The organism is Methylobacterium sp., from assembly GCF_019750675.1.
Taxonomy (GTDB): Bacteria; Pseudomonadota; Alphaproteobacteria; order Rhizobiales; family Beijerinckiaceae; genus Methylobacterium.
Genome location: NZ_JAIEOF010000035.1, coordinates 1 through 23,234, shown reverse-complemented (window position 1 = coordinate 23,234; position 23,234 = coordinate 1). Strand labels below are relative to the sequence as shown.

Sequence of the window (23,234 nt, the reverse complement as noted above, 5' to 3'; positions counted from 1 at the left end):
CGTCTTCGCGGTGACGTGCCACTTCGCGCGCGTTTCGCGTCCGCCTAAGCCCGTCGATGTCCGTCTCCGCCCTCGCCGTCCGCGCGTCGCGCGCCCGCCTGTTCCATTCGGCCGCCCGGCCGGTGGTCCGCAGGATCGTGGCCCGAACCGACCTGCGATCGCTGAGGATTCGCGATTGTAACATTATAACATTCGCTTTAGCGGAGGGGACTCGTCGGCTCCGGCCGATACCCGTGCCCGTCCCCGGTTGCTCCATGTCCCGCTCCGACCCGCATCGCCACCACTCCCGCGCCCGGTCCGCTCAACGCTCCAAGCATCGTTTCCGAGACCGGGCCCTGCCCCTCGTCGCACTTCTCGGTGGCGCCCTGTCCGCCCCCGCCCATGCGCAGGAGGCCGTGACCCTCGACACCCTCTCGGTCTCCGGGACCGGGACTGGGACCGGGAGCGCGCCGCCGGCCGAGGGGCTGAACCTGCGCAGCCCCGGGCGCAGCGCCAGCCGCCTCGGCCTGACGGCCCTGGAGACCCCCGCCAGCGTGGACGTGATCGCGGGCGAGACCGCCCGCCTGCGCGGCCAGAACACGGTGGCGGAGGCCGTCACCCAGAACGCCACCGGCATCACCACGGTGGCGGCCCCGGGCAACGGCAACGGCGCCTTCACGGCTCGGGGCTTTTCCGGGCCGAACTCGATCCAGCAGCTCTACGACGGGACCCGCCTGTTCGTGGGCGCCGGTACCGTCACCTTCCCGTTCGACACCTGGAACGTCGAGCGCATCGAGGTGCTGCGCGGGCCGGCCTCCGTGCTCTACGGCGACGGCGCCATCGGCGGCGTGGTCAACGTGGTGACGAAGAAGCCGCTCTTCACGCCCTTCAACGAGGCCCGCGCGGCCGTGGGCTCGGACGGGCTCACGCGCCTCGCCCTCGATTCGGGCGGCCCCATCGGCGAATCGGTCGCCTACCGCCTCAACGTCAGCGGCAACCGCGCCGAGGGCTGGATCTCGCCGAACGGGGAGTTCCGCAACCTCGCGGTCTCGGGTGCCCTCACCCTCCAGGCGACCCCGGACCTCGCGTTCACCCTGAGCCACGATTTCGGCTACCAGGAGCCCGCCCGCTACTGGGGTACGCCGCTGGTGAACGGACGCATCCTCGAATCCATCCGGTTCAACAACTACAACGTCCGCGACGCCAAAATCCTCTGGACCGACAACTGGACGCAGCTGCGGACGGAGTGGACGCCCACCGCCGACATCACGATCCGCAACACCGCCTACCGGCTCCAGAGCCGGCGCCAATGGCTCGACGTCGAGCAATACGCCTTCAGCCGGGACACTGGCCGGATCGACCGCTCCGAGTACATCGAAATCTACCACAGCCAGGAGCAGGTCGGGAACCGCTTCGACGCGACCTTCCGGGGGACCCTGTTCGGGTTCCGCAACGAATTCCTCGCCGGCTTCGACGTGAACCACATCGCCTTCCGGCACACCAACAACTTCGCGTCCGAAGGCGGCGGCCTCGTCACCAGCGTCGACCCCTTCGCCTACGACCCCGGCCTGTTCCCGGCCAACGGCCGCGCCTCCCCGGCCTACGCCACCAGCACGCGCCAGGCCTCGGTCTTCGCCGAGAACCGGCTGATCCTGTCCGATCAGGTCTCGCTGCTCGCGGGCGTGCGCTACGACGCGCCGGTGCTGCACCGGACCAACCTCGTCACCGGCGCCGGCTTCGACCGGGATTTCCAGGCGCTGAGCTACCGTTTCGGGGCCGTCTACAACCCGACGCCGCTGCTGGCGCTCTACGCGCAATACGCCACCGCCACCGATCCGGTGGGGAGCCTGATCTCGCTCTCGCAGTCACTCGCCAACTTCCAACTCTCCACCGGCGAGCAGGTCGAGGTCGGCGCCAAGGGCGTCGCGCTCGACGGCCGAGCCGAATGGACGCTGGCCGGTTACCGCATCGTCAAGGACAACCTGATCTCGACGGTCCCGGGCCAGCCCACCCTGTCCACCCAGGTCGGCCGGCAATCCTCCCTCGGGGTCGAGGCGGCCCTGAGCCTGCACCTGTTCGCGGCCTGGCGCATCGACGCCAACGTCGCCCTCCTCCACGCCCAGTACGACGACCTCAACCAGGCGGTGGGCGGGCAGGTCGTATCCTATGCCGGGCGCCAGCCCATCGACGTGCCGGAGCGGGTCGCCAATCTGTGGGTCAATTGGGCCTTCGCCCCGGCCTGGGAGGCGCGGGTCGGCCTCCAGCACGTGGGCGAGACCTTCAGCGACTTCGGCAACCAGGCGCGGCGCCCGGCCTACACCCTGGTCAATGCCGGGCTCGACCATCAGGTCACGCCGGCCTCGCGGCTGTCGCTGCGAGCCTACAACCTCTTCGACGAGATCTACGCGATCAGCGGCAACGCCGTGAACGGCATCGGCACCAACTGGCTGCTCGGCCGGCCCCGCTCCTTCGAGGTGGCCTACAGCGTGCGGTTCTGATGCGGCTCAAATCCCTGAAGCGCTGGCTGATCCTCGGCCACCGCTGGCTCGGCATCGCCACGGGCCTGTTCCTCGCCGCCTGGGTGCTGTCGGGGCTGGTGATGCTCTACGTGGCGTTCCCGGCGCTGACCGAGGCCGAGCGCCTGTCCCACCTCGCGCCCATCGCCTGGGACCGGGTGCGCCTCGGCCCCGCCGAAGTCATGGACCGGGCGGGGCTCGAGCCCGTCCCCGGCGGCCTCAGCCTGTCCATGCGGGGCGAGGCACCGGTCTATCAGGTGTCGACCCGCGACGGCGCCCGGCACGCGGTCTCGGCCGAGACCGGGCAGGTGCTCGGCCCCGTCGACGCGGCGGCGGCCCTGGCGCCGTTCGGCCCGGGCGCCACCGTGCGGGCCGTGACCCGCGACCAGTGGACGGTGCGGGACCGCTACGATCCACTGCGCCCCTTCCACGTGGTGACGTTGGGCGACGCCGCCGGCACCGAGCTCTACGTCTCCGCCCGCACCGGCGCGGTCGTCCTCGACACCAGCCGCCGGGAGCGCCTGTGGAACTGGCTCGGGGCGATTCCGCACTGGTTCTATCCCACGCCGCTGCGGGCGCGGGCGGAGCTCTGGCGCGGAGTCCTGCTGTGGGTCTCCGGCGTCGCGGTCGCGGGGGTGCTCGGCGGCCTCGTCCTGGGAATCTGGCGCCTGCGCCTGCGCCGACCCTACGCCTCCGGGGCGGTGACGCCCTATCGCGGCCTCGGGCGTTGGCACCACCTCCTCGGCACCTTCGGGGGCCTGAGCCTGCTGACCTTCGTCGCGAGCGGCTGGCTGTCCATGAATCCGAACCACTGGTTCACGCCCCGCACGCCCCCGGCGGCCATGCGGGAGGCTTATGCCGGCCCCCTGGTGCGGATCGATCGCGCGGCCCTGGACGGATTTCCGCATGCGGGGATCGTCGAGGTCCGGTTCACCCAGGTCGACGGCCGGTCCGTGCTGGTCGCGGCCGATGCGGGGGGGCGCCGGGTCGCGACCCCGTCGCCGCCGGAGGAAACCCTGAGGGCCGCCGCCGCCCGCGCCCTGCCGGAGGCCCGCATCGCCGGGACCGAGACGCTGACCGCCTACGATGCCTACTGGTATCCCCACCACGACACCCGGCCGCTCCCGGTGCTGCGCGTGCGCTTCGACGACGCGGCCGCGACCTGGTTGCACATCGACCCGGAGACCGGCGCGCTCCTCGATCGCCTGGATGCGAGCGGCCGACTCCAGCGCTGGCTGTTCGAGGCGCCGCATCGCCTCGACTTCGGAAACCTGTTCCAGGCCCGCCCGGCCTGGGACGTGGTGATGTGGCTCCTCAACGGCCTCGGCGCGGGCATTGCCCTCTCGGGCGTGGTGATGGGCTGGCGCCGCCTGCGCCACGCCGCCCGGGCGCGTTAGGCCGGCCGGGGCGGAACCGGGTCGGCGTCGCGCCGGAGCGCGGTCGCCTCCGCCAGCGCCGCGCCGCCCTGCGCCCGCGCCGAGACGGCATCGGGCAGCGCGTAGGCCGCGACGCGCAGGATGTGGTCCCGGTCGCGGATGACCCAGCGATAGCGGGTCGGATCCTCGGCGCAGGGCTCAACCTGGAGGGTGAGCGGGCCCGTGGTCCTGGTTTCCATGATGGTCTCCCGTCGGACTGAAATCCCGCGCCGCCTCGGGCGCCGGGGACTCGGGTTGCGGACGATCGGGCGGTGGGCGATCGGGCGGTGGACAATCGGGGAAGTCCATCCAGTCCGTGAAGGCATCGGCCGGGTAGCTGTGCTGGCAGGAGGCGACGTGCCAGGGGCGCGGATCGCCGGCGGCCTCCGGGTCCCAGCGGATCACCGCGCGCCGGTCCGGGTCGTCGCGGTGGATCGCGATGATCCAGCGCCCGTCATGCGGAGCCCGGTCCATGGCCCTCCAGGTGCGCATGCTGCTCCCCCGCCCCCACCCTCTCCGAGGCGACAGCAACGCGCGAAGGGCCGGAACCGTTCGAACCGGTCTCGACCGAGGCGGCCTGACCGCCTTGTGGGGCTTTCCGACGCCTGCCATGGTCGCGCCATGGCCCACCCGATCCCGCCCCGCTACTCGCCCGCCGAACTCATCGCCGAACTGCGCGAGGCGGCCGAGGAGATCGCCCCGGAACTCAACGGCATCCGACCCGAGGAGACCCTGGAGGGCGAGTCGGCCCAGACCCTCGAGGAGATGCTGGACGCCCTGCGGCGGATCGCGGGCGGCGCGCCGAACCCCCAGGAGATCGCCCGCACCGCCCTGGATGCGAAAGCTCCCTTGAGGCCCTTCGGCAAGGCGCGGAAGGGGACGGGCAAGGTGGTGAGCAAGATCACGGACAAGCCGGCTGCCAGGGCTCCGGAGCGCGGTCTGCCCGAGGCGCCGGGAAGGCCGCCGATGAAGAGGCCGCCCCAGGCGCCGCTAAAGCCGGCGTTCGGCAACCCCCCGCCTGGCAAGTCTTCCGTGAACAGGACCGCCCCGGGCAAGACCGCCTCGGGCAAAACGTCGTTCGGGAAGCCGCCGGGAAAGCCGCACAAGCCCGTTCGCTAGGCCGCCGGCCATCCCGCGACAGCGCGCCGGATCGGCCCTTCGTGGCCTCGGGACGCGCCGCTTCCGCCGCCGCCCGGCCTTCCATCCGGATCGCGTTCGACGCGATGACGAACAGGGGCAGGCGGTCATCGGCTGACGCACGCGGGCACGGATTCGGCCGGGCCCCCGCCACGCTGGCGCCATCCTGCGGTGCTGTCTGCCCCGCGACCACGGAAAGGCTCCGCGATGCTCGACAGACGCACCCTCCTCTCCGGCGGCGGCGCCGCTCTCTTCTGCGGAGGCGCGGTTCTGGCCGGACAGGGGCCGGGCGCGCCGTCACGCCCGGCCCTCTCCGAGCGCTTCGCGGCGCTGGAGGCGCGCAGCGGCGGCCGCCTCGGCGTTCAGGTGCGCGACACCGGCACGGGCCGGGTCTCCGGCCACCGGGCGGAGGAGCGCTTTCCTCTTTGCAGCACCTTCAAGCTGCTGGCGGCTGGCGCGGTGCTGGCGCGGGTGGACGGGGGTACGGAGCATCTGGAGCGTCGGGTCCCGTACGGGCCGGGGGATCTGGTGGAATACTCGCCCGCCACGCAGCCCCGCGTGGCCGAGGGTGGCATGACCCTCGGGGATCTCTGCGCGGCGGCCATCACCCTGAGCGACAACACCGCGGGCAACCTCATCCTCACCACCCTCGGCGGCCCCGCCGGACTCACCGCTTACCTGCGCGGCCTCGGCGATCCGGCGACCCGGCTCGACCGCAACGAGCCGACCCTGAACGAGGCGCGGCCGGGCGACCCGCGCGACACCACCACACCGGCGGCGATGGTAGCGAATCTGGAGCGGCTGACTCTCGGCACCGCCCTCACGCCCGCCTCGCGGGCGATCCTCCTCGGGTGGCTCGCGGACAACCGGACGGGAGGTGCCCGGCTGCGGGCGGGCCTGCCCCCGGGCTGGCGCGTGGGCGACAAGACGGGCTCCGGCGACCGGGGCACCACCAACGACACGGGCCTGCTCTGGCCTCCGGGCGGCGCGCCGATCCTCGTGGCGGCCTATCTGACGGAGACGGACGCGTCGACCGAAGACCGCAACGCGATCCTCGCGGACGTCGCCCGCGCCATCGCGGGAAACCTCTGACGCGATGGGGATCGGCGACTTTGCGCGACTCGCAAGCGTTGATCGAACGCAAGCAGTCCAGCTGCACGGAGGATGTCTCCGTGCGCATCTACTTCGCGAATTTATTTGGGCCAAATTATTCTGAAGTTTTCATCCACGAATACTTTGGATGAAATGGCGCGCCCGAAAGGATTCGAACCTCTGACCCCCAGATTCGTAGTGCTGTGCTACTGCCTAGCGTTGCATAACAATCTGGTGCGATAGGTTGACCTACGGGCCTCCAGCCCTTGGCTTTTCCGCCAAATGCCATAACTTCGGGTAACAGGGCAAAACACTCCTTAACGAGCGTTCTTGCATCCCCTGATGTTACCCGTGGAGCGCATCTGGTGGCAGCAAAGGTGCTCACGGTGCAAAGTGTCGAACGCTACAAACCCGACCCTGAGAAGCGTTTGGAGATCCCCGACGCCACCCTCCCCGGCTTCTACCTCGTGGTGCAGCCGAGCGGCGCGAAATCCTGGGCTGTCCGCTACCGCGTGAACGGTCGGCCCCGGAAGTACACGATCGGCCCCTACCCCCTGTTTGATCTCAGCAAGGCTCGCAGCGTGGCGCGTGAGGCCTTGCAGTCGGCAGCGCTTGGCCGGGACCCCTACTTGGCGAAGCGTGAGGCAGCAGCGGCGTCTGTCGCTGCCGAGGAGGATCGCGTGTCGCGCGTGATCGCCCTGTACGTCGAGCGCCATCTCAAACCGAACGGCAAACCTCGCTATGCGGAGGAGGCGGAGGCGCTTCTGCGGAACCACGTCGAGCCGCGCTGGGGCTCACGGCGCATCGGTGAGGTGACCCGCAAGGACGTGGTCGCGATGAACGACGCCCTGACTGATTCCGGCATGACGGCCGGCGCCAATCGCGTCTTCTCGGCAGCGCGAGCCATGTTCAATTTTGCGCTCAGCCGGGAGATTATCGAGACGACGCCGTTTCTTGGTCTCAAGCCTCCGGTGTCCGAAACGAGCCGGGACCGCGTCCTGACTGACGACGAGGTTCGCATGGTATGGCGCGCTGCGGAGGCGGTTGGGGCCCCCTTCGGCGCGATGGTTCAGTTGCTCCTGCTGACCGGTCAGCGGCGTGACGAGGTTGCCCGAATGGTGCGCAGCGAGGTCGACGGCGATCTCTGGACCATTCCTGCGCCGCGAACAAAGAACTCGCTTGAGCACCTGGTGCCCTAGTCGGCTGCGGCCGCAGAGTTGTTGGCCGCCCTCCCCCGCATCGCCGGCAGGCCCGGCTACATCTTCACCCGCACCGGAACTGCGCCGATCTCGGATTATTCGAGCAGCAAGGCGAAGCTGGACGCTGCGATGCTGGCGATTGCCCGAGAGGATGCCTCCCGCTCTGGCCACGATCCGAAGGGTATCAAGATCAAACCCTGGCGCCTCCACGATCTGAGGCGAACTTGCAGCACCGGCATGGCGAAGCTTGGGCAGCCGATCCACGTAGTGGAAGCCGTGCTGAACCACCGCTCGGGCACGATCAGCGGCGTAGCCGCCGTCTACAATCGGTACCAGTACCTCGCTGAGAAGCGGGCAGCGTTGGAGTCGTGGGGAAGTGACGTTGAGCGGCTGATAGCTAGTGGAGGTGACCTGCGATGAACTCATCCGAGATCTGGGTACCCTTGGCAGATGCCTATCGAATTTTGATCAGTGAGGTGGGTGGTGTTCAGCGGCTTGTAGAGCGTGCGGAGAGGCGGCTGGCTTTCAAGATTTTAAATGGTCAAATAAAAGCACGCTCACTTAGGGCATATGTGGGATCACATTACGATACTGATCCAACCCAGATGTTGTTCCCTGTTGAAAGTGTTTACAAAGATCATCTGCTCTTAATGTCTCAAATGGACGCGGCGTCCCAAAAAGCGTGCGGCGTTCCAAATTTTGTTTGGTTGGAGTCGCGCGTATTGCTGGGTAGGCGTTTCGAGAAAGCAGAGCGATCAGCACCCGCAGTATGGCAACCTCAGCAAGAACTTTTTTGTATTGAGCTTCATCAGACCGATTTTTATGCTTCCTTTCCTGAGGCTTGCAGCGCAAAAACTGAAGAGCAGCCAGAGTATATATTGACAGAAGCTGGCGGATCTAATGCCATCAAAGGTCGATACGGTAGGGCAGACCGGCCGCTGATTGAAGAAATGCTTGAATTTCGTAGATCGGGTGCAGCGCATTCCAATAGTCAGGCTGCAGAAATGGTAGCAAGTCGGGCCGTCGGAGGCGGAAGCACTGATAGCAAAATTAGACGGCTCCGCGATGCCTACAAGAGCCTATACGGCTCCGGAGAATAGCGGAGTTATCGGGGTTCCGAAAAACTCCAAATAAATACCAAGACTTTTATGGCGGGCGAAAGCATCCTCTTCTCGCGGCGCACTTCATTGCGCCTGTTAGGAGGTGTGTTGATGAGTAAGGTAGATATCTATCTCACAGCAAAGCAGGTACGCGAGCGATACGGTAACTGCTCGGACATGTGCATTTGGCGCTGGCTGAATGACGACGCGATGCGCTTTCCTAAGCCGCTGGTGATCAACGGGCGGCGCCTTTGGAAGATTGCGGATCTGGAAGCTTTTGAAATTCAACAGGCCACTAAGACGGAGGCCGCATAAGCGCATGCCCCACAACGTCAAAACCCCCGCCGGCCAGGGCGAGGGCTTTGGAAACACTGTTGTCGCTTCGCAGGCAGACAACTTTTCCTTAGCATCTCAGCCCCGTTTCTATCAAGCCAAAAAGCTTGCCGCGCGTCTTGGGCTGAGCCTCGCTCAGGCCAGCGTTATTGCCGAGCAGGCTTATGCGATCCCCGAAACTTGGGGGAGCCGCGCATGAGCAGCCTCCCTGACCACATCGCCTACGGCACGCCCGAGGCTTACCGACAGTTCATCGCCGAGACGCTGGCCGGCGCGGAGATCCACGCCAACGTCGCGCGCACCTACGCTGAGATCGGCAACGATGCCGGCCTCGCCTTCGCCATCCGCTGTCTTGTCGCCTGCACCAAGGCATCCGTGAGTGCCATGGCGGATCTCAAGGACATGAAGGCCGAGCAGGCAACGCGGAAAGCGCTCGCCTCCACCGAACCGTCGATCGATTCAGCAAGGGAGGTGCGGGCATGAAGTCTGACCCGTTCGCCTCTGAGATGGAACGTCTCGGTCATCCAAGCACCGATCGGTGGGAGGAGCGATCCTCCCAACCTAACGGCGCCAATGGCACTAACGGCACAGGGGGGCGTCTCTCCTGGCCCGAGCCGGATCTGAGCCTGCTCGGGACCGGTCGGCGACCTGCGCCCGCCTTTCCGTTGCACTTGCTTGGCCCCTGGGCTGGCTGGTGCGAGCGGAAGGCCAAGGGCGCATCGGCCCCGGTCGACTATGTGGCTGTCGCGCTGCTCGCCAGTGTTGGTGCCGCGATCGCCAATGTGCGGTGGCCGCAGGCCGGCACCGGCTGGGCGGAGCCGCCGCTGCTGTGGTGCGCGGAGGTCGGGCCGCCCTCGTCGTCGAAGTCGCCGAGCATGGATGCCGCCTTCGGTCTTGTCAGCTTCGCCGAGGATCGGATGGCGCAGGGCTTCGACCAGGTGCAGCAGGAGTACGCCACCCTCAAACAGACCTGTGACGCGAGGTTGGAGGCCTGGAAGATCGAGGTGAAGGCGGCGGTCAAGAACGGCGACGCTCCGCCCGCGATCCCAGCGGATGCGCAGGAACCACCAGCTCCCGTGCGTCCTCGCATCCGTGTCGCCGACGCGACGGTGGAAGCCCTCGGCGCATTGGCAGCCGGCTTGCCGCGCGGCCTCCTGCTGGTTCGCGACGAACTCGCGGGCTGGCTCGGCGCCTTCGACAAGTACGGCGGCGGGGGGGCCGATCGCGCCTTCGCGATCGAGATGTACGGTGGCCGATCCTACGTCGTCGACCGGATGAAGAACCCCGAGCCGATGCGCATCCGTCACCTGAGCATCGGCGTGCTCGGCGGCGTTCAGCCGGAGAAGCTGTCGGTCATCATCGATGGGCCAGACGATGGGTTGGCCTCGCGCCTGCTCTGGGCTTGGCCCGACGTGCAGCCCGAGTTCACGCTCTCGCGCGGATCTCAGGATGATGGGCCGATGCAGCTCGCGTTCGGCCGCTTGGCCGACCTCGTGCAGGGTGTCAATGAATTCGGACACCCTGAGCCTGTTCGCATCCTCCTGACCGGCGAGGCCGAAGACCGCCTGGAAGCCTTCGCCCGTGACATGGTCTGGCGGTCCCATGAGGCGAGCGGCCTTCTTGCCGGATGCCTCGGAAAGGCACGGGGGCGTGCGCTCCGGTTGTCGGCCGTCCTTGAGCACCTGTGGTGGTGTGGAGGAGCGACGGCGAGAGAACCACAAGCGATCTCTCCCGAGGCGGTTACGGCGGCGGCCGACCTTCTGAACGCATACTTCATTCCGATGGCCGAGCGAGTGTTCGGCGACGCTTCGATTCCGCTGATTGAACGGCGTGCAATGCTGCTCGCCAAGCACCTCAAGCAGAACCGGCTTGATTGTTTCAATGCACGTGATGTCCGCCGGAACATCGGTGGGTTGCTCAGGGATGCCGCGAATATGGAGGCCGCTTGTACGCAGCTTGTCGAGGGTGGCCTTATCCTACCTCGCCTTGAGCGGGCGGGTGAAGGGAAGGGTCGGCCCGCACGAAACTACGAGGTCAACCCGACCATCTTTCGGAGGCCCTCATGAGCGGCCACACCTTCGCCACGGCGGCTCTCAGAATATCTTACCCCCCAGTGCCAATAGTGCCATTAGCGCCAAAAGTGCCTTCCGACCTCGTTTCGGCACTAATGGCACTAACGGCACAGGGGGGGAGATCTTTTTTGAAGGCCCCTCATCGGCAATTTTATAACCGTCACGGACACCTTGGGGGACGGGCATGAGCGCTCGCACCCTGGACCGAAACCGCTTCGCGAAATGCCGGGCCCTGATGGATCGTGGCGCCACGGACGGCGAGCGGGCGGCCGGGAAGGCTGCCGCTACACGCGTCGCGGCCTCCGCCGGGCTTAGCCTCGCGGATGCCATCGGCATTGTGGATGCGCACCATGCCTGTACGGCTTCTGGCCCCTCCCCGCATGCCGGTGGCGCGCGACGCTCTCACGGTCGCCCGACCTACGCCTGGGCTCAGCCGAAGCAGAAGCCCGAGCCGATCACCGTGGAGGAATTGCTGAGGCAGAAAGAGGCGGATCTCGCCCGGAAGAAGAAGGCGGCCTACCGGAGCGAGCCCCGTCAGGAAGAAGATGCCGATTTCGATCAGTGGGCTGCTGAAGCTCGCGAGGCACAGGCTGAGCGAGATCGCGAATGGGCTGAGCAGCAGCGCATGCGCGCGGAGGCAAAGCCATGACGGTCGCTGTGATCAAGGCTTCAGCGACAGCCGGCGGCAGCGGCCACTACCATCAGGCTTCGCTAACGGCTTCAGCCGCTTCCAACAGTTCCTCGCTACTCATCCAGAGCACCCCTGCCTTCGAGTGGATGGCATGCGCGATCAGGCCCATGCCGATCTTCGTATTGGCGGCGTCGAGGGTCTTCTCAGAGCTGTCATGCTCCTCGTGGTTCCACTGACCGCTCACCTGGTTGGTGCTGTCGCCCCACTCCAAAATCCACATCACACTCTCCTCTTCGAAAGAGGAAGCGATCAACTCCTCGTGATGGTTCCCTTCACCGCGACGAGACCCGATTGCAAGGCCGCCATCTATCAGGGTCGAACTGAGCGAGGGCGATCTTCGCCTTCAAACTCTCTGCGAAGCTTCTCGCGATGGAGCCTCTGGTGTGCCGCGAGATGTTCGTAGAACAACTCCTGCTGGGCGCGATCGTGCATATCGATCTTCGGCTCATCGGGCCATGTTGAGGCCGAGTAAACCACGACTGGCGTCATCGCCAGAACGCATATTGCGAGAATTTGAAATATCATACCGGCTCTCATTTCAGTGGCCGCTAAAGGACAACTGTTCAACAACCCGTGATGAGAGCCGTTCCTCCTACAACTTTTGGCATACCAGCCTTCACATAGGTATGGTTACCAAACCGTTCGTAGGCAAAGTCCTCGTGTTGTCGTCCACGAGATGCCCACGATTGATGTTGAACGTGGGGCGCATCGAGCTAAGTCGCACAATCTACTTCGGCGGCAACAATCGTGTCCTGAGGTGCGGCATAACAACTCGGTATCGTTATCACTAAACCAAACAACGCCTAACAAATACCATCTAATACAAATTATTCTCTGGGAATATCTAAAGCAAATTTGTTGCGCCGGTCCACATTAAGAGGCACAGTTCGGGTCATCAATTGCACGTGAGTTGCACCCGAGATGATTACAGACCGAATAGAGTTCTCAGAACCTATCCGCTTCAAAGCTGAGCCCGGCTTAAATAGCGCTGTTGCTCGTGCAGCTCGTCTGGCTCGCACTTCCTCCGCTGAATGGATGCGCCGCGCTCTTCGTGAGCGACTGGCCGCTGATGGCGTGGCGCTGCCCGACCTGGACGACGGCGACGGGCCTCGTACGCCTCCCGCCGCTCCCGCCCTTCGCCAAGCAGCCTGAGGAAATCCGCATGAGTCTTCCCACCGTCAACGTCCGCGAAGCTAACACCCTCGCCTCGGTCGTCAGCCTCAGCAGAAATCGCCTGCCGGCCCAGCCGATGCGTCCAGTGCCCCGCACATCCGTGGAGATTGTTGCGGATCGGGATGCCGCTGTCAGCGACCGCGAAGCGCTGGAAGCTGCCCGACCCGACGTTCTGCTGAGGGGTACGGCCGACGAGGTAGCCGCACTCGACCACCGCATTGCCGTCGCCAAGATCCGCATCGATCAGGCCGACGTGCAGCACGCCGCTGCAGTCACCGCAGAAGCGAAGGCCAAGGCCGATCACGAGGCCGAGCAGAAGCGCCGCAAGGAGCTTCACCGCAAGGCCATGAAGGCCTCAGCCGAGGTCGCCAATCTGGCCGATGAGTACGTCGTCGAAGCGCATCGCCTAGTGCCGCTGCTGACGAAGATCCGCGAAGGCGCCGCGCTGATCGCGGCCGCCAACTTCGCCCTGCCAGACGGTGCCGGGCCGGTCCCGCTTGGTGAGCCCCGCTGCAGTTGGAATGGCAAGGCCGACCAGCCGCACAGCACGATCGCCAATCGCGTGAAGCTGCCCGCCCTGGGCACCGACACCGGCTTCATTTGGGGCGAAGTCGCCGCCCCGCTTCCCCGAAGGATTGTCCATGAAATGCTCTGATATCGAGGCAGATCGAGCTTGGGCGCGTCGCGTCCTCGGCAAGCCTGAGCCGGCTGCCACCGAGCGCAAGCTGACCCAAGCTGAACGCATCGCAGCCTGGTCGGCCCAGAACCGCGAGGCCGAGGGTAAGCCCCCTCAGACCCGATCCGCCGTCGAGCAAACGAAGCGCGAGCTTCACACCCCTGGCTCCTCCTATCAGATCGGTGCCGAGCGCTACGCGGCTGATGGCAGCCTTTGGCGCCGTACGGCCTGACAGTGATTGCGCAGGTGCCCCATGCGGGCCTCCGGCCTGCGCCTTTGAGGGCGAACGAGTCAGCCCAATAGCGACAAGCCAGCCTGTCCTACGCCTGATCCATGGCCATGGGGGTGAAGGATACGAAGGCCGGCAAGACTGCCCCCCCCCTGTCGGTACAGGGACAATCGGGGATCGCGGCGGAGGGGTTACCCCGCTGCGGTCTCCTCATTCAAAGGAGCAAGCGATGCCGAAGATCACCCAGGGCACTGATGTCAGCGCCCCGAACGATGCGGATTCCAACTTGGCGCCTGCAGTCGTCCCGTGGACGCCGCCCGTTGATCCCGGCGACGCTGGCGGCATCGGCAACGGGGATGAGCGCACCATCGCACCTGATACGCTGCACGAGACCGCCGAAGAGATGAAGGCTCGCGGCGGACTGTGGGGGCCGCTTTGAGTTCATGTCGATGTCAGACATAAAAACGGCGGGACTTTCGCCCCGCCATTCGTCGTCTCAAAAGTGGGTCGACTTAGTAGGCAGCGCCACGCGGGGCGAAGCCATCCTGATAGGCCGCCTCGCCGTTCCGATCGATGTTGCTGTAGCGACCGGCGCGATCACCGCGACGCGGGGCAACAGTACCGGTCACGATGTCATCGGCTGCACCGACCGTACTACCGACCACACCGCCAACAACGCCGGTCACGCCACCGACTACGTTACCAACGCCACCGAGCAGGCCGCCCTGCGAACGCAGCGGGTCAATGTGAGCGCCCCACACGTTGAGGGTGCCATCGCGGTTGTAGCTGGCGCTGTCCGGATTGAAGTTCTGAGCAATGCTCGGGGACGCGGCAAAGCCGATGGCGAGCGCGATGCCGGCGACGATCTTGGACGAGTTCTTCATAGTAGATCCTTTCGTCTTTCACTTGCCCGTGAAGCCAATAGGCGGCCCCGCGATCAGGTGAATGATTGCTGTTGGACTCTACCTCGTGCGTCTCTGCTGACACGCAACCCAATCTGCACATCAGGTCGCGGGCGTATATTTCGATGCAGTCGAAAGCCTGCCGATATATTGCGCTGCGACATCGCAGTCGCACGAGATTGTGCTGGCCAGCCAATGGGTTCCGGACGGAGGGGCAATCCAGGCGCCGCAGCGCAGCAAGCCACCTATGCGCTCAGCTCAGCGCCAGGGTCCTTCCCAAGGGGGTGCAGGGTCGAGGGTCAGCGCGAGTTCGGCTTCTGTCTAGGTGCTCAGTTTCCATAAGGGGTTCCGCCGCCATGTCGACGATTAGCCAAGCCGCTTCGCATCTCGACATGAGCGAGCGCCGCTTCCGTGAACTGCTGGACGAGACGGTCATCACCCGGGCGCCGCGTGGCGAGTACGACCTCGATGCCGTTCGCCGCCAGTACATCGGACACTTGCGCGAGGTGGCCGCTGGCCGGCAGCAGGCTCAAGCTGGCGACCTCGATCCCGCGCAGGAACGGGCGCGCAAGGACCGTGCGCTCGCGATCGCGACCGAACTGAAGAACGATCTGGCCATCGGCAAGGTGGTGCTGATCGACGACGCGATGGCAGCGGTCACCGTCCAGCACATGAAGCTGCGGAACAAGCTTCTCAGCCTACCCAGCCGCATCGCGAGCCGCATTCCCGAGAAGGGCCGCGCCCAGGTGTTCACACTGGTGGAAGCCGAGGTGCTGTCCGCCATGGCTGAACTGACCACGGGCGGCGAAGGGCACGTGACGCCTGCCGAGGTCGCCACGCAGCGCAGTCTTACCGCATCCACCGAGGAGCCTGCCCATGGCTGACGATCGCCTCCGCCTTGTCGCGGAAGTCCAGGACGGCTTCACCGGCCCGCTCGCGAAGCTGCACACAGCCCTACAGCGCACCGCCGCCACGGGCACGCAGGCCGGCAAGGATCTGAAGAAGGATTTCGACGCCTTCCACGGGACCCTCGGCAAGACGACCACGGCTCTGCAGGGCATCCAGCCCGTCCTGTCAGGTCTCGGTGTCGCGGGCCTCACGGCCGGCGTCTCCCTCGGCGCTGTGACGGCAGCCCTCAGCGGCTTCTCCAAGGGGACACAGCAACTCGCCATCATGTCTAAGGAGACGGGGCTAGCGGTTGATCAACTGCGCGCTTTCGGGGCGCTCGGCGAGCGGTTCGGCGTCTCAGCCGAGACGATGCAGAGCGGGGTTCGGAAGTTCGCCGACGAGATGAGCGGGCTGCGCAAACGCTATGGCGAGACCTACTCCGACCTCAAGGCGATGAACCTCGGCGAGATGGTCGAGAAGATGATTGCCTCGCCGAATATGAAGGCGGCGCTTGATACCTTCATGGAGTCGGTGAGCAACATCGGCGACCCGGTGAAGCGCCGGAAGATCGTCGAGATGGTGCTGGGCTCGGACCAGATCGCCGCCGTCGCGGGTCAGATGAGCGGCCGCTACCGGCAGGTGATGGACGAGATCCTGAAGGCGCAGGGCACGACGACCGAGGCCCAGGTCAAGGCGGCGCAGCGCTTCGAGGATGCCCTGAGCCGGGTCCGCGAGAGCATGACCGGCCTGCGCACAGAAGCATTGGGCCCCCTGCTGGAGCAGCTAACCAGCCTCGTCGAGAAGTTCGGCTCGGCGGAATCCATGGCCGCCTTCGGCAAGCAGCTTGAGGAGATCGGTAAGTTCGCCCGCACGACCGTGCAGGAGTTCGAAGCGATCGTCCGGACCTACGAGCGGTTCAAGGAGTTTATCGGCCTCGGCGATCCGTCGAAGAACAAGGAGTTCACGCCCGTCCTCGGTGGGCCGCCCGGCGTGAAGCAGCTTGAGGGGCGCCGCGACTCCATTGAGCAGCAGCGCCGGCTTCTGGACGCCAACCCCACCGCACCGGACTATCAGCGCAAGCGCGACCGGATGACGGAGGAGTTGAAGCGCGTAGGTGATGAGCTTGAGAAGCTTCGGGCTGCGGGCGGAGCGACGGCGCAGCAGTCTGGCTTCTCGGGCGTGACCGGCGGCGGCAACCCGCTGATCCACCGCGCTGGGTATGGCGGCGGCGGAGGCTCCTCTGGCAGCTACGGCGGTGTCGGCAGCATTCCCCCGCTAGGATTGCCAGGCCCCCTTAGCGGGGAGCGGGGCAATCCGAACATAACGGGCGGAGGCGGCGGCAGAGGGTATGGCGGCGCTCCCGCTATCGCGCCTGCTGCCCCGCTACCATCTCTTGGTGCGGGCGGCGCCCCTGCCGTCACGGCAAATCCTGGCGCCTACAAAGATGTCTTGGACCACATCGCTCAATCGGAGGGAACCGCACACAAGGCAGGTGGGGGCTACAACACCTCTCTGGGGTATGGCCGATACCTCCCAGGCGGCCGAGAACAGAACCTCACCGGCATGACGCTGGATCAGGTTTACGCGCTCGGCCTTCACATGCGCCGGCAGCCCGGCAACCCGAACTCCTCAGCGCTCGGGCGCTACCAGATCGTCGGCAAGACGATGCGTGGTCTGATGCGCCGGATGGGTCTGAAGGGTGACGAACTGTTCGACGAACAGATGCAGGACCGTATGGGTGCCGAACTCGCTCGCGGCCGAGGCACCAGCGCTACGGGGTTGGGCCAGGAATGGGCATCTCTGCGTGGACAACGGCTTGCCCGTGCGGTCGAACTCATGCGCCAGGTCGATCCGAAAGCGTCCACGATGCCGGGGCGCAGGATGGCCGATGGGGATGCCGCCGGTTCCGGCAAGCGCATGGGCGACGATCTCATGGGACGGACGTTCGGCCGGGAGCAGGCCGCGCCGCCCCCGCAGACACACCGCATGACGATCGATCTCAACGGCTTTCCGGCCGGGACCCGTGCCCGCGCTTCGATGGGCGACCTGTTCAAGGAAACCACGGTCTCGAAATCCAGACAGGTGGAGGCGATCTGATGCCCGATCCCGATCTCATCTGCGAGGTCCGCACCAACGGCGGCACCTACCGTGATTGGGTCAGCGTCGCCGTCGAGCAGAACTATCTGAGCGAAGGCTGGATCCGGTCCTTCCGCCTCGTCTGCGCCGAGCCGAGCGCCGTGGCCAACCTCCGCCTGAAGCCCGGCGACCGGGGCGACATCGCGCTCGCCGGCCAGGTGGTGATCCAGGAGGGCTACATCCGCGACCGGCAGGCCGCCTACGACGGCAACCGCCACGCCGTGCAGGTGGTCGGCTACGGCAAGGCCGGCATCATCACGGAAGCCAGCATCGACGGTGGCACAGGGCAGTACCGGGGCTATAAGCTTGATGCCATCGCGAACTCAGTGCTGAAGCCCTACGGCCTGTCCTTCCGCGTCCAGAACGGCCCGGACGGCTGGGACATGCCTTTCCCGAACGTGATGGTCCGCTACGGTGAGACGCCTTTTGATCTGATCTCGCGGCTGTGCCGGCAGCGCAACCTGTTCTTCTACGCCGACAAGGCCGGCAACCTGGTGGCTGGCCCCAAATCCGGAGGCGGCTTGGTGGCCTTCGTGGAGGGACAGAACATCCTCTCGGCGAACTGCCAACTGCGTCACCTCGCGGTCGAGGCGCTGGTCAGCAACTCGCAGCAGCCAGGCTCCGACAGCCTTTTCGGCAAGAAGACCGCTGAGATCCAGGCGAAGGCGACGGTGACCGGCGGGACCCCTGGAGCCAAGCTCAAAGTGCTCTCCGAGATGCCCTCGGACCAGAAGGGCACTCAGATGCGCACGGACTGGGAGGCGGCGGCGCTACAGGCGATGGCGCTCCAGCTGCAGCTCACCTACCAGGGCTGGCTGAAGCCGGGCGTGGGCGGACTCTGGGACCCGTCAGACGGGGTCACGGTGAAGTCGCCGATGCTGTTCGCCACGGAGAGCGGCGAGGAGGAATTGAAGGTCGCCGGCTACGCCTACACGCAGGACCCGAACGGCGGCACGACCACGACCCTGGACCTCGTCAACAAGCTCGCCTGGCAGCAGCGCAAGGGCGACGCCACGAAGAACGGCGGGTTCTATGATCTCGGGAACTCGGCGGCACAGCCGGAAGCGGCGACGTAAGGTCTTTGTTGGCGCCGGAAGCGCGAGGCTTCACGGCTAAAAATTTGTGCCAATCAGCTGAAGGTCGGTAGCTTAAGGACTCATACCAAGTCCCAGTGAGCCTGACCCATGGGTCAGCCTCTCCGAGGTCCGGCGGACGACCGCCGCCGCGCCGTCGCGCGGGCGGACCTCGACGAGTCAGGCTCATCAAAGTCCGGTATCAGACATAAAAAAAGCCCGGAACCTACGTCCCGGGCCGATGCGCACTGCGGAGATGGAGCAGCGGAAGCGTTTGCCGTCCTGGGTCAATCATCCTTAATCGGCTTGCGCCCCAGGGAGAACCTTACGTTCAATCGGCTCGCTACCATCATAGCTCCATCCTCCTGATCAGATCATGTGTGCGCAGCAAACGGTTGCGAAGCGGTAAAGCTCCCTACCCGCAAACCGTTCGTATGCCCAGCGCGGAAATTTGCACGTTCGCTTCGAGCCGACAACCTGTTCCCGCTGCGTAGGAGCTATCTATCCAGCCTTGTCGGCAGAAGAATGTCCGAGTGTGGCCCGCGCCGCACGAACCATATCGTCATCAACCTGCATGGGGCGCTCGCTACCCTCTGCCCGGTGCCTTTCCAAGAGCTTCGTTGCCGCAGCACGTGCCTTCTCCGGGGCTTGAAGGTGTTCGTAGGCGCGGCGCGCGGTATCAAGGACACGCTGATCCTCCTGATCCCCCAGTTGGCCCGCTTGCATCTCGGCAAGGTAGCGGTCAATTAGGTCTGGATTAAAGCCCGGATCGAGGTGCTGTGGAGAGCCGCCTTCGTCGAGATATTCCAAGGCAAACCAAAGTAAATTATTCGCAGTTTTCGCGCGCTCTGGCTGCGCGGCGGCGTCATGGGGCGGCTCAAGCGACTGAATCATAGTATATACTTCGTGAGTGATTCTGTATGCTTCTAAAAATATAAATAATAGACCCCGGCCCATCTCATCCGCCGCCGCACTGTTCCGAGCGCTTCGACGAAACGCATCTCCGCGCTCCCAAAGAAGTACACCTAGTACGCGTCGTGCAGCGAACCTCAGCCAGTGACCAGGTGGAAGACTTCTGTCATCATCGATTTGAGGGATTGCACTATGCAGCAGAGCTATTGCCGTATCTCGATCTCCCATGGCATCGAGCACTTTGGCGTGTCGGTATTTCAAAATTACTTTGTCTGGGAAACGACTCTGCAAATCGACGTATGCCTTGGAAGCTTGGGCTAGGATGGTCGTTCCGCCTTCAAGTCCGTTTCCGATTTCAAATAATATTAGGGCGCGCTCTGCCTCTACAATGTAAGATATTGTCTTGGCGGCATCATCGCCCAATCCGCTCGTGAGCTGTAAATCTACTCGTAATGCATCAAACGCAGATAACGCGCGTCGCAAAGCTACACGTCTATCAGATTGCGAAAGCCCGGAACTTCTCAAGCTTATCACTTCATTGGCGAGATCTACTGCTGCCGACAGTGAGGATTTTAATCCTGGTGGAATATCCTCAACAGCATCCAATAATGATAAGCTGTTCTCTGCTTGTTTAGAGTTGGAAGATCTAAGCCTAAAATCGTCGACTTCGTCTAATTGTATTTTTATTTGATCTGCATACTGCGCAATGCCGTCGACTAAGGTTTTCATCACATTCAAATGCGAAAGGCTTGAGAGAAGGCGCCCTTCGTCAAAGCTATCCAGGCTGCCTTTTCGGTTTGTCTCTTCACGTTTATATTTTAAGCTGTGATCAATTTCACTCCAGACGTCCTCTAGAGCCGTTCTGACTTGAATCTCAACCGGTATCGTGCGATATCCACTACGATACTTGCCACGACACCAAGTAACCATATGGATTGATGTGTAATTTGATGGCGTATCCTCAATTTTTACTTTGTCTTTCAATCCACGTGCCGAAAAAATCTCTTGTATCCGAGATACAAGCCCTTGAGCATCGCCGCGTGGATTTGTGCTGTAAATCTTGACTTCTTCAAGACTGTTAGGGACAAACAAGGCATGCGGATCTAGATTGCTGCTGCGAATTTTGTCCAGCAATGCAGGAATAATAGTCAATGCATCAAGACGGTAAAGAGTAACAATCCTTAGCCCCAGCACATCTCTCAGTTTTTTCACACAATAATCCGGCGTCTTTACGCGCTTACTTTTAACCTTCTCAACTATCTTATAATCTTCCTTGATTCTTACCTTTACAGCATACGCTAGCTCAGAAATGGATGGGGTTCCGGTAGACATCTCCAGCAAAAGTCTGTTTCTCAGTTCTGTAGTTCCACGCAATACATCCATTGTGTCGAGGTCGAGTTGATTGTCATCATCAACACTTGGAATAGCGTTCACCCGATTAACTCCCCAGTGCCACTTGTAGGTTTTAGGCGTTCAGTTGGGTCTTGAAGGTCTCGTCCTAGGCGATGTCGCTGCGATGATGTCCACCACTTCCAGGGTCCACTCATCCTCGGTGCCGGCGAACTGATAAATGTGAACCATCACCGTCTGGCCATCTCGCGTGATCGCGCCGCCGAGAGGCGAGGTTTCCAGTTCGCGATCCGGGATCGACATAGCTCACACCCTCAAATGCTGGTGTCAGGAATGTCCTTACCCTCGGCATCAGATGCAAGGGCCACCTCGCCCTCCCACGGCAGGCTCTGCCAGGGCGGTTGGCCGCCACGAGCTTCGTAGTCCTCTAGCGATAGGGTCAACTGGCCTTGCTCACCGTCCTGCGCGCGGATGAGCGTCGGCTGGGGCTGCTTGGGCAGGCACAGGTAGAGGCCCTTGAACGAAGTCGCCACGTGATCAGCCTTTCAACACGACAAAAAGCCCGCCGCAGCACTGAGCTGGGCGGGCAAGTTCAAGGAGGGCATTCCTTAGGAGGAATGTGAATTCTGTATGCAGATCGTGTGCCAGTATCATGACGCAGTGAGTGGTAGATCTGGTCCGTCCTCCCGGGGCATGCCGTCGTAGCCCTCCATCCAGGAAGCGCGCTCCTCGCTGTCCCTGGGATAAGGGCAAGTATCCTTCGGCCGGCCGTGGATGCGGGCCTGTGCGCCTTCCTCAATCGGATCTGCGTGTGAATGACGGGTCTGGGCCATGACGGTGACTCCGCGTTCAGATGATGCAGTATCAACCGTTCCTGGGTGAGGCCTGATCCCGCGACAGAAGCACGCTCAGTTCTGCGGGCCCTGGAACGGCCGGAACAGCCAAGCAAGCCGGCCGCAGTGACGAGCGATTACCCTAGCTACAAACCAATCAACATCAGTCGACATTGACCCTAGTTAAGCCGCCCTGGCTTTGCTGAGACATCATAGATCACGTTGTTCTTGTCTCCGGGCACCATATCGCAGCTGTAAATTACATTTTGATAAGCGCCAAAGCCGTTCTGAAACTGAGCTTTATCCCCCAGATAAGTAACTACTCCTTTTTCAAACGGGTAATTTTTTGCCCAACGGAAATGACTGAATTTTGGCTCATACCAAGAATCAGTCCACTTCATTGAATAATTAGCAATTTTCTCAATCTTCTCTCGACAAAAAATCCCGGCGGCAATTGTACCCTTGTCTGCCCAGCACTGGAGATCTGCTCGACAGTCAGCGTCTTTCTTGGCCTTGGCTGCTGCTTCAGCTATCCGGGCGCGCTCTGCTTCGGCAGGATCGATTTTGGAAACCACGCGGTTTGGTTCAGTCGCAGCAGTAGAGGAATTCGTTTGATCATCTCCGCCTCGCGATAATGCCAATACGAACAGCAACAGTATCACGATGCCGAAAGCAGCCTTGCCATTGCTTTTCTTTTTTTGCTGAGGCTGCTTTGGCGGCGCAATATTAGCTAGTGCGAGAGTCGGGTTTGGCACGCCGCATTTCGGACAGGACGCAGCTTCCGTGCTCACCTGTTGGCCGCATTCCCGGCAGGCCTTTAATGCCATTTTGAGCAGTCCGTTCCTAGTCCGCCTTGACAACCTACGTGTTGCTTGGGCGGTGTCGAGATGCCGGATCAGGGATTAGGCACGGAGATTGAAGGGTGTCACTTCAACATCACGCTCGTAGGCGTGATCTCGTATTCATTGACCATGCGGTCCTGCGAAATCTCTCAAAGACACGTCTTTAGGGGTTTTCGCAGCCGTACTCCTGCCCCGCCGCCATTCTCAGGGATGAACTCGACGCCGGCTGCCTCAAGGGCCGAGCGTAGAGCGGCGACAGTGCGTTCCTTCAACACCTCGCCCCGCTCCAAGCGCGCAACTGTGTCTGGCGAAACGCCCGCTGCGGCAGCCAGATCTCGCACTCCCAAACCGAGCGCAGTACGAGCCATCTTGCATTGGACTGCGAGCATTTCCGAACCACGTTACGATTTTGATTGACGGCCGCCGCAGGCCGGCATAATCATAGCCGTGTTCTGATTTCAGAACAACGCTTGGTTTTGGCGCTTCTGCGCCTGCCCCCACGCACATCCCGACCATCTCAGCCCCGGAGTACACCGGTTATGGCAACGAAACCGCTCGCCCATTTGCATCCCAAGCGCCGTTCCTCTGGCGCCCTGTACGCTCGCCCAGCACCTGCCCTGGAGCCCGATGAGCACGGTCCCGGCAGCGCCGAGGACTGGCGCGTCACGACGCCTGTCCGGCCCGAC

Annotated in this window: 27 protein-coding genes; 18 read left to right on the top strand and 9 right to left on the bottom strand. The window is 63.6% G+C overall.

Annotation, left to right across the window (positions count from 1 at the left end):
- The first annotated feature begins 254 nt into the window (after positions 1 to 254).
- Together K2X24_RS01935 and K2X24_RS01930 are read left to right on the top strand one after the other, a co-directional pair.
- Positions 255 to 2,477: a TonB-dependent siderophore receptor gene (locus K2X24_RS01935; protein WP_292494166.1), complete on the top strand. Its 2,223-nt coding sequence runs from the start codon at positions 255 to 257 to the stop codon at positions 2,475 to 2,477.
- A complete protein-coding gene (locus K2X24_RS01930; RefSeq protein WP_292494164.1) occupies positions 2,477 to 3,892 on the top strand; it encodes a PepSY domain-containing protein in 1,416 nt (471 codons plus the stop codon). The genes K2X24_RS01935 and K2X24_RS01930 overlap by 1 nt, the downstream gene beginning before the upstream one ends.
- Here K2X24_RS01930 and K2X24_RS01925 read toward each other — a convergent pair.
- Complete coding sequence (locus K2X24_RS01925) at positions 3,889 to 4,110, bottom strand: hypothetical protein (RefSeq protein WP_292494162.1); 222 nt, start codon at positions 4,108 to 4,110, stop codon at positions 3,889 to 3,891. The genes K2X24_RS01930 and K2X24_RS01925 overlap by 4 nt on opposite strands.
- Complete coding sequence (locus K2X24_RS01920; protein WP_292494160.1) at positions 4,070 to 4,402, bottom strand: hypothetical protein; 333 nt, start codon at positions 4,400 to 4,402, stop codon at positions 4,070 to 4,072. Before K2X24_RS01920 ends, K2X24_RS01925 begins: the two co-directional genes overlap by 41 nt.
- A 129-nt stretch (positions 4,403 to 4,531) precedes the next feature.
- On the opposite strand from K2X24_RS01920, the gene K2X24_RS01915 reads away from it, so the two are divergent.
- The 10 genes from K2X24_RS01915 to K2X24_RS01870 all read left to right on the top strand — a co-directional run bounded on the left by K2X24_RS01915 (position 4,532) and on the right by K2X24_RS01870 (position 11,492).
- On the top strand, positions 4,532 to 5,029 hold the full coding sequence (locus tag K2X24_RS01915) for a hypothetical protein (RefSeq protein ID WP_292494157.1): 498 nt from the start codon (positions 4,532 to 4,534) through the stop codon (positions 5,027 to 5,029).
- A gap of 225 nt (positions 5,030 to 5,254) precedes the next feature.
- Positions 5,255 to 6,139 (top strand): class A beta-lactamase, encoded by an 885-nt coding sequence (gene bla / locus K2X24_RS01910; RefSeq protein WP_292494156.1) that lies wholly within the window; start codon positions 5,255 to 5,257, stop codon positions 6,137 to 6,139.
- Between the two features lie 365 nt (positions 6,140 to 6,504).
- Positions 6,505 to 7,338: an integrase family protein gene (locus K2X24_RS01905; RefSeq protein WP_292494154.1), complete on the top strand. Its 834-nt coding sequence runs from the start codon at positions 6,505 to 6,507 to the stop codon at positions 7,336 to 7,338.
- 21 nt (positions 7,339 to 7,359) lie between these two features.
- Entirely contained in the window at positions 7,360 to 7,758 is a 399-nt protein-coding gene (locus tag K2X24_RS01900) for a tyrosine-type recombinase/integrase (RefSeq protein ID WP_292494152.1), read from the top strand.
- Complete coding sequence (locus K2X24_RS01895) at positions 7,755 to 8,438, top strand: hypothetical protein (protein WP_292494150.1); 684 nt, start codon at positions 7,755 to 7,757, stop codon at positions 8,436 to 8,438. The genes K2X24_RS01900 and K2X24_RS01895 overlap by 4 nt, the downstream gene beginning before the upstream one ends.
- A gap of 48 nt (positions 8,439 to 8,486) precedes the next feature.
- On the top strand, positions 8,487 to 8,753 hold the full coding sequence (locus K2X24_RS01890) for a hypothetical protein (RefSeq protein WP_292494148.1): 267 nt from the start codon (positions 8,487 to 8,489) through the stop codon (positions 8,751 to 8,753).
- A gap of 4 nt (positions 8,754 to 8,757) precedes the next feature.
- Positions 8,758 to 8,970, top strand: a complete 213-nt coding sequence (locus K2X24_RS01885) for a hypothetical protein (RefSeq protein ID WP_292494146.1) — start codon at positions 8,758 to 8,760, stop codon at positions 8,968 to 8,970.
- Positions 8,967 to 9,254: a hypothetical protein gene (locus tag K2X24_RS01880; protein WP_292494144.1), complete on the top strand. Its 288-nt coding sequence runs from the start codon at positions 8,967 to 8,969 to the stop codon at positions 9,252 to 9,254. The genes K2X24_RS01885 and K2X24_RS01880 overlap by 4 nt, the downstream gene beginning before the upstream one ends.
- The gene (locus K2X24_RS01875) at positions 9,251 to 10,837 is read left to right on the top strand and encodes a DUF3987 domain-containing protein (RefSeq protein WP_292494142.1); all 1,587 of its coding nucleotides are present in this window, start codon (positions 9,251 to 9,253) and stop codon (positions 10,835 to 10,837) included. Before K2X24_RS01880 ends, K2X24_RS01875 begins: the two co-directional genes overlap by 4 nt.
- A gap of 190 nt (positions 10,838 to 11,027) precedes the next feature.
- Positions 11,028 to 11,492, top strand: a complete 465-nt coding sequence (locus K2X24_RS01870; protein ID WP_292494140.1) for a hypothetical protein — start codon at positions 11,028 to 11,030, stop codon at positions 11,490 to 11,492.
- Between the two features lie 52 nt (positions 11,493 to 11,544).
- Here the strand turns inward: K2X24_RS01870 and K2X24_RS01865 are convergent, their stop codons facing one another.
- Entirely contained in the window at positions 11,545 to 11,754 is a 210-nt protein-coding gene (locus tag K2X24_RS01865) for a hypothetical protein (protein WP_292494138.1), read from the bottom strand.
- Positions 11,755 to 12,696: 942 nt separating this feature from the next.
- On the opposite strand from K2X24_RS01865, the gene K2X24_RS01860 reads away from it, so the two are divergent.
- The 3 genes from K2X24_RS01860 to K2X24_RS01850 all read left to right on the top strand — a co-directional run bounded on the left by K2X24_RS01860 (position 12,697) and on the right by K2X24_RS01850 (position 14,051).
- On the top strand, positions 12,697 to 13,362 hold the full coding sequence (locus K2X24_RS01860) for a hypothetical protein (RefSeq protein WP_292494136.1): 666 nt from the start codon (positions 12,697 to 12,699) through the stop codon (positions 13,360 to 13,362).
- Positions 13,349 to 13,615, top strand: a complete 267-nt coding sequence (locus tag K2X24_RS01855) for a hypothetical protein (RefSeq protein WP_292494134.1) — start codon at positions 13,349 to 13,351, stop codon at positions 13,613 to 13,615. The genes K2X24_RS01860 and K2X24_RS01855 overlap by 14 nt, the downstream gene beginning before the upstream one ends.
- 226 nt (positions 13,616 to 13,841) lie before the next feature.
- Complete coding sequence (locus tag K2X24_RS01850; RefSeq protein ID WP_292494132.1) at positions 13,842 to 14,051, top strand: hypothetical protein; 210 nt, start codon at positions 13,842 to 13,844, stop codon at positions 14,049 to 14,051.
- Between the two features lie 73 nt (positions 14,052 to 14,124).
- On the opposite strand, the gene K2X24_RS01845 is transcribed toward K2X24_RS01850, so the two are convergent.
- Positions 14,125 to 14,496 carry a hypothetical protein gene (locus K2X24_RS01845; RefSeq protein WP_292494131.1) on the bottom strand — a complete coding sequence of 124 codons (372 nt, stop codon included), beginning with the start codon at positions 14,494 to 14,496 and terminating at the stop codon, positions 14,125 to 14,127.
- Between the two features lie 374 nt (positions 14,497 to 14,870).
- On the opposite strand from K2X24_RS01845, the gene K2X24_RS01840 reads away from it, so the two are divergent.
- Genes K2X24_RS01840 through K2X24_RS01830 form a run of 3 tightly spaced genes read left to right on the top strand, consistent with a single transcriptional unit; the run spans position 14,871 to position 18,614 of the window.
- Positions 14,871 to 15,398 carry a hypothetical protein gene (locus K2X24_RS01840; protein WP_292494129.1) on the top strand — a complete coding sequence of 176 codons (528 nt, stop codon included), beginning with the start codon at positions 14,871 to 14,873 and terminating at the stop codon, positions 15,396 to 15,398.
- Positions 15,391 to 17,499 carry a hypothetical protein gene (locus tag K2X24_RS01835; protein WP_292494127.1) on the top strand — a complete coding sequence of 703 codons (2,109 nt, stop codon included), beginning with the start codon at positions 15,391 to 15,393 and terminating at the stop codon, positions 17,497 to 17,499. Before K2X24_RS01840 ends, K2X24_RS01835 begins: the two co-directional genes overlap by 8 nt.
- Positions 17,499 to 18,614: a phage baseplate assembly protein gene (locus K2X24_RS01830; protein ID WP_292494125.1), complete on the top strand. Its 1,116-nt coding sequence runs from the start codon at positions 17,499 to 17,501 to the stop codon at positions 18,612 to 18,614. The genes K2X24_RS01835 and K2X24_RS01830 overlap by 1 nt, the downstream gene beginning before the upstream one ends.
- A 498-nt stretch (positions 18,615 to 19,112) precedes the next feature.
- Here K2X24_RS01830 and K2X24_RS01825 read toward each other — a convergent pair whose 3' ends face one another.
- From K2X24_RS01825 to K2X24_RS01805, 5 genes are all read right to left on the bottom strand, one after another.
- Positions 19,113 to 20,957 (bottom strand): hypothetical protein, encoded by a 1,845-nt coding sequence (locus tag K2X24_RS01825; RefSeq protein WP_292494123.1) that lies wholly within the window; start codon positions 20,955 to 20,957, stop codon positions 19,113 to 19,115.
- Positions 20,958 to 21,187: 230 nt separating this feature from the next.
- A complete protein-coding gene (locus K2X24_RS01820; RefSeq protein WP_292494121.1) occupies positions 21,188 to 21,406 on the bottom strand; it encodes a hypothetical protein in 219 nt (72 codons plus the stop codon).
- A 117-nt stretch (positions 21,407 to 21,523) separates the two neighbouring features.
- Positions 21,524 to 21,706: a ribosome modulation factor gene (locus tag K2X24_RS01815; protein WP_292494118.1), complete on the bottom strand. Its 183-nt coding sequence runs from the start codon at positions 21,704 to 21,706 to the stop codon at positions 21,524 to 21,526.
- 179 nt (positions 21,707 to 21,885) lie between these two features.
- Entirely contained in the window at positions 21,886 to 22,533 is a 648-nt protein-coding gene (locus K2X24_RS01810) for a hypothetical protein (protein WP_292494117.1), read from the bottom strand.
- Between the two features lie 164 nt (positions 22,534 to 22,697).
- On the bottom strand, positions 22,698 to 22,937 hold the full coding sequence (locus K2X24_RS01805; protein WP_292494115.1) for a helix-turn-helix transcriptional regulator: 240 nt from the start codon (positions 22,935 to 22,937) through the stop codon (positions 22,698 to 22,700).
- Between the last annotated feature and the right edge of the window lie 297 nt (positions 22,938 to 23,234).